This window comes from Protofrankia sp. Cj3 (genome assembly GCF_917627355.1).
Lineage (GTDB): Bacteria > Actinomycetota > Actinomycetes > Frankiales > Frankiaceae > Protofrankia.
On record NZ_CAKJTR010000081.1, the window covers coordinates 6,087 to 11,916 of the forward strand.

General features: G+C 71.0%; 4 protein-coding genes. 2 read left to right on the top strand and 2 right to left on the bottom strand.

The genetic code is table 11. From position 1 onward, the window contains the following. Positions 1–780 (bottom strand): SDR family NAD(P)-dependent oxidoreductase, encoded by a 780-nt coding sequence (locus tag MJ783_RS12915; RefSeq protein WP_239310670.1) that lies wholly within the window; start codon positions 778–780, stop codon positions 1–3. Between the two features lie 94 nt (positions 781–874). Continuing rightward, a complete protein-coding gene (locus MJ783_RS12920; protein WP_239310671.1) occupies positions 875–2,131 on the bottom strand; it encodes an aromatic ring-hydroxylating dioxygenase subunit alpha in 1,257 nt (418 codons plus the stop codon). Between the two features lie 504 nt (positions 2,132–2,635). Here MJ783_RS12920 and MJ783_RS12925 point away from each other — a divergent pair. Both MJ783_RS12925 and MJ783_RS12930 read left to right on the top strand, forming a co-directional pair. After that, complete coding sequence (locus tag MJ783_RS12925) at positions 2,636–3,268, top strand: hypothetical protein (protein ID WP_239310672.1); 633 nt, start codon at positions 2,636–2,638, stop codon at positions 3,266–3,268. Next, positions 3,265–5,830: putative PEP-binding protein (locus MJ783_RS12930; RefSeq protein ID WP_239310673.1), on the top strand; the 2,566-nt coding region annotated here is incomplete at its 3' end. The genes MJ783_RS12925 and MJ783_RS12930, both read left to right, overlap by 4 nt.

Below are 5,830 nucleotides of genomic sequence, written 5' to 3' on the forward strand. Positions count from 1 at the left end.
CTACCAGGCGGCGGTACCGCCGTCGACGTTGAGAAGCGCGCCGGTGATGCCCGCACCGGCGTCGCTGACGAGCAGCCGGGCCATCGCGGCGACCTCCTCGACCGTGTTCAGCCGCTTGATCGCGGCATCGTTCGCGTACGTCTGGAGGAACTCCGCATAGGTGATCCCGGCACTGGCCGCGGCAGCGGGACCGGCATCTTTCATCATGTCCGTCTCGATCGCGCCGGGACAGATCGCGTTACAGGTGATCCCGCTGGTGCCGTACTCGAACGCCGTCGCCTTGGTGAATCCGTTGAGCGCGTGCTTGTTGGTGATGTAATGGCTGACAGCGGCCTTGTTGCCCTGTTTGCCCTCGACGGAGGAAATATTGATGATCCGCCCCCAGCCGCGGGCAAGCATGGACGGGACAGCCCGCCGGGTGGCCCAGAAAACAGCGTTGATGTTCCAGTTGAGGGCGTTGGTCCAGGCCTCGTCGGTTAATTCGTGGATCAGGGCGAACCCGTCACTGCCACCGGCATTGTTCACGAGGATGTCGACGCGGCCGTAGTGCGCGACAGCGGCGTCGATCAGCCCCTCCACATCGCTTTGCAGCCGGACGTCACCGGGCACGAACTGGGCCCGGTCGCCGGCCGCGAGCTCATCGAGAGCCTCCTTGCCCTTGGCCTCGGAACGGCCGCTGATCACGACGTTCGCGCCGTCGGCGAGGAGGGCCTCCACGATCCCGCGGCCGATGCCACGGCTGCCTCCGGTGACGACGGCGACACGTCCGTCGAGATTCATACGCACGACCTCCTGGTCGGAAAAGGGGTAATCACAATACGGGCGGTCCGGAAAAGGACGCCCGGGAAAAAGACGGCCGGGAAACGCTGGGGGGTCACCGCGGGATGTCGGCACCGCCCTCGTCGAGCAGCCGCTCGACGACCCGGTGGAACTGCTGGAGACCGGGCTCGTTGCGGCCGAAGACGAAATCCGTGCCGTCCAGCGCGGCAAGCCCCCGCTGCACACCGAAGCCGGTCGCGTAGTCCTCGTCCAGCACGACATCGTGGAACCAGTCGCGGGTGGTGTCCGCGGCCGTGCGTTCCTCGTCGTCGGCCGGTGGGTGACGCAGCAGGATCAGCTGCTGGGTCCGGGACTCCTCGACGGTGCGGCCGGGCAGCACGAGCGACACCGCGACCTGCTGACGCCAGCCCCCGGAGAACGCCAGTCCCGGGAAGACCCAGAAGATCGCGCCGACGCAGGCGGCAGGATCCCAGCTCCGCGGTGGTTGCGTGGCCGCCTCGGCAATGGGCCGCAGCGCGAACGCGTTGCGCTGGTGGGGGCCCCAGCTGTCGAACGCGGCCATGTTCGACAGGTTGGTCCGGAAAACCGTCGTCCGGTGCAGCGAGGCGAAGTGGTATCCCTCGAGGTACCCGTCAACCGTGACCTTCCAGTTCGGCCCGGGTAACACGCGCGTGGAGTAATGGTGGCACCCGGCGAGCCCCAGCCCGTCGAGCAGCGGCTCGAGGTCACCGAGCCAGTTGTCCAGGTCGAGCGGACGGCCCGGGGTGAGCCCCACGAAGACGATGCCGGCCCGTTCCTCGGCGGGCAGCGACACCAGCCCGGCGCGGCCGCGCTCCAGCGCTCCGAACGTCTTCTCGCTGGCGACTCCGACGAGGCAGCCCGCCATGTCGTAGGACCAGGCGTGGTAAGGGCAGGTGATCCGCTGTGCTCGGTTCGTCCGGCCAACGCCCTCGGCGACCAGCTCGGCGCCCCGGTGGCGGCAGGCGTTCACGCTGGCGTGCACGGCACCGGCGGCGTCACGGGTGATGAGGACCGGGATGTCGACGACCTGAATGGCCTTGTAGCTACCGGGCTCGGGCAGCTCGCACGACATCGCCAGCGGCAGCGGGACCCGCCGGTGGATGCTGTTGATCTCGTCACGCCAGCGCCGCGGGTCAGAGTAGTTGCGGACGGGCTCACGCCACTGCGCCGGGGCCTGGTCGGTCCCGTTCTCCTGGTAGAGCCGGACCAGCCGCGCCATCACCGACCGCGCGTCCCGGCCCACGACATCATCGGCATGGCCGTCCAGCATGGAGGTGTAGACGGGGGTGGCGGAGGGCGCGGACGGAGGAGCCGTGTCCGTGCTGGTCATCGGAGCGACCCTGTCAACACACACATCATTTTTACCGGCACGCCCGAAACCTCCTCCGTCACGATCCGGGTAACTATGATCCGCATCACATCCCCTTAACTAGAGAATGTCAACAGTAACTTTTTGCGATGCCAGCAGTGCTCCCCGGCGGCGGACCGACGCCCACTCGCTCGCCCAGCCACCGGCGACAGCCCGAACCGACCACGGGCCCGACGCGGCGACGTGACCACGGCGCCTCCTGGGCCGGCACACTTAAGATCAAATACTTACTGAAGTTATCATCAATATAGTGACCTATGCCAACGCGGACTGAGCCTCGCGGACGAGCGGGTACAGCTGACGCGACGATCAGGGCTCAACCACCCGCGCATGTTTCTTGACTCGGATTCCCAAAAGCCGCAGCATGACCGGAATCACAGACCGATGGCCGGACCAGGGCCTGCCCGGCGCTGCCCGGCACGACGCCGGGCGCGGTCCACGGCCTGGCCAGGAGAGGCAACAGCGATGACGCAGCCAGCGACCGGAACAGACCCGCACCCGCTCGACGACGCTGCCCGCGCCGCGCTGACCGACCTCGTCGTGCGGGGTATGCGGCGCGGTCCGGCCCCAGACCTGGACCGTCTGGTGCAGGCCGGGCTGGCGCTGGCCAAGGGGCCGGTGACGATGCCCACCGCCAGTGCCAGAACCCTCGTCGGCGGCTGGTCCCGGCTGCCGGCAGGCTCCCCCGAGCGGGAGCGGGTCACCGTCCTCTACCACGCGTTCCTGCCGGTCAACAGCCGGTTACGGGAACTGTGTACGGCCTGGCAGCGCCGGCCGGACGGCGCACCCAACGACCACGGCGACGCCGTCTACGACGCGTCAGTGCGCGACCAGTTCGACGACGTGCACACGGCTATCACACAGATCATCCGCCGGCTCGCCGACCAGGTCCCCGCGCTCGCCCGCTACCGCGGCGAGCTGGGCGCCGCGCTCGACGCGTTTGACGCCGGTGACACCACCGCCCTGACCGCGCCGCTGAGCGACTCCTACCACACGGTGTGGATGCGGCTGCACCAGGAGCTGCTGCTGCTGCTCGGCGTGAGCCGGGCCGAGGACGAGGCGCTGGAGAACCTGCTGGTCTCGAGGGCCGGCGGGTGAGCACCGCATCATCATCTCCGTTCCCCGGCGTGCCCCTCATCCCGTACGGCCACGGTCATGTCCGCGGCCTGGATGCCGCTGAGCTCGGCACGCACGGCATGGAGATGGACAGCCTCGTCCGGCTGGGGCTGCCGACCGTGCCGGGCCTCACGATCCCGGCGTCACGTGCCGGCGACCTGACCGACACAGCCGTCGCCCGTGGCGCGGTCGAGCTGCTGTCCGCGCTTGCCAGCCGACGGGTCGGGCAGAGCGAGCGGCCCATGTTGATACGGCTCGTCGCGAGCGCCCCGGTGCCGGCGGCGGGCCTGCCACCGATGGTCGCGGGCCTCGGGCTCTGCCTCGACACGGCCCCAGCGCTGTGCGCGGCGATCGGCCGCGCGGAGGTGCTGTACGAGACCTGGTCGGCTACGGTGCGAAGTATCGCCGAGGGTGCTCTCGGCGTCCCCGCGGATGACATCGACGGCGTGGTCCTGGACAACCCCGACCCAGCCAAACGGCTGCACGCGCTGCTGGAGATGTGCGAGCGGCTGGGCAGCCGGCCATACCCGGACGACCCGGCCGAGCAGGTCGCGCTCGCTGCCACCGCGAAGTTGGCCCGGTGGCGCTCCCCGCGGGGGCGGCGTGCCCGCGCGGCCCAGTCGCTGCCGGCTGACACCCCGATCGCGCTGCATCTCCAGGCCCTGCTCATCGGCCCGTGGGCGCGTTCGGGGCACGGGAGCGCGACCAGCCGCGACCCCGACAGCGGCGCATTCGCGCCGAGCGGGGTGTTCCATCGCGGCGTGCGCCGCAACGAGTCACCGAGCGGGCCGGGCGAGCCGGTGACGCGGCTCCCCGGTGGCGCCGATCTCCTGCGGGCGGCGCTGGCCACCCTCGAGCACCACTTCAACGCCGTGGCGCACGTCGGGTTCGAGCTGCGCGACGGCGAGCTCGCCCTGCTCAGCGCGGCTCCCTACGACCACCCCAGCCCAGCCGCCGCGGTACGGCTCGCCGTGGACCTGGTCGCCGCCGACACCATGGACCGCGCCACCGCGGTACTGTCCGTAGCTCCCCAGCAGGTACAGGCATTGTTGCACCCACAGCTGCGGCTGCGCGGCGGCGAGCCGCTGCTGGTGCGCGGGCTCGCGGCCTCCCCCGGGGCGGCCAGCGGACGGATCACGCTGTCCAGCGGCGACGCGGTCGAGCGGGCCGCGGACGGTGTGCCCGCCATCCTGGTGATGACCGAGACGACGCCCGCGGACGTACCGGGCCTGCTGGCCGCGGACGCCGTCGTCACGACGGGCGGAGGGCTCGCCTCGCACGCGGCTGTGGTCGCCCGCGGCGCCGGCAGGCCCGCGGTGTGTGGCGCGTCCGCGCTGCGGGTCGATCCGGTCGCGGGCCGCGTCAGCGCCGACGGGCGGGAGCTGCGCGAGGGGGACGTCATTTCTGTCGACGGGCGGACCGGTGAGGTGTATGCCGGGGCGGTCCAGGTGCGCCCGGCGGCCCCGTCCGCGGAGCTCGATGTTCTGCTCGGCTGGGCCGACGACCACCGCCGGCTCGGGGTTCGGGCCAACGCGGATACCGCGGCCGACGCGGCGAGCGCCGTCCGGCTGGGCGCCGAGGGCATCGGTCTGTGCCGCACCGAACACCAGTTCCTGGGTGCCCGGCTGCCGCTGGTCCGCCGGGTCATCATGGCTGAGGATGCCGACGACGAGCGCGAGGCTCTCGTGGCCCTGGCTGACGCGCAGCGCGAGGACTTCCGTGACCTGCTGCGTGCCGTGGGAGATCGACCGCTGACGGTACGTCTGCTGGATGCTCCGATGCACGAGTTCCTCCCCCATGACGGCGACGGCGACGACGACGACTGGCAGGCCGCCCGCGCCGCGGCGCTGCGCGAGGCCAACCCCATGCTCGGGGTGCGCGGCGTACGGCTCGCCGTGGTGCGTCCCGGGCTCTATCCGGCTCAGGTCGGTGCCCTGTTCGCCGCCTGGATCGACGTGGCCGCCGAAGGTGTGCGCCCCGCCCTCGAGGTGATGATCCCGCTCGTCTCGATACCGCGGGAACTGGCGCTGGCCGCCGCCGATGTCGCCGCCGTCGCCACCGACGTAGCCCGGCGCACCGGCGTCGACATTCCCTACCGCATCGGCACGATGGTGGAGACACCGCGGGCCGCGCTGCTGGCCGGCCAGCTGGCGGCGCACGCGGAGTTCCTGTCCTTCGGTACCAACGACCTCACCCAGCTCACCTACGGTTTCTCCCGCGACGACGTGGAGAGCCGGCTGCTGGCCACCTACGTCGAACGCGGGCTGCTTCCGTCGAGCCCGTTCGCCGAGCTCGACGGCGAGGGCGTGGGCGCGCTGCTCGCCATCGCCATCCGGCGGGCGCGGGCAGCCCGGCCCGACATCACGATCGGAGTATGCGGGGAGCACGGTGGCGACCCGGCGTCGATCGCGCTCCTTGAACCGCTGGGCTTGGACTATATCTCCTGCTCACCGCGGCGGGTGCCGGTCGCGCGGCTCGCCGCCGCCCAGGCCCGTCTGAACGCCGCGGCCACCCAGGGTGAGGATGCCATGGCTTCCATGATCA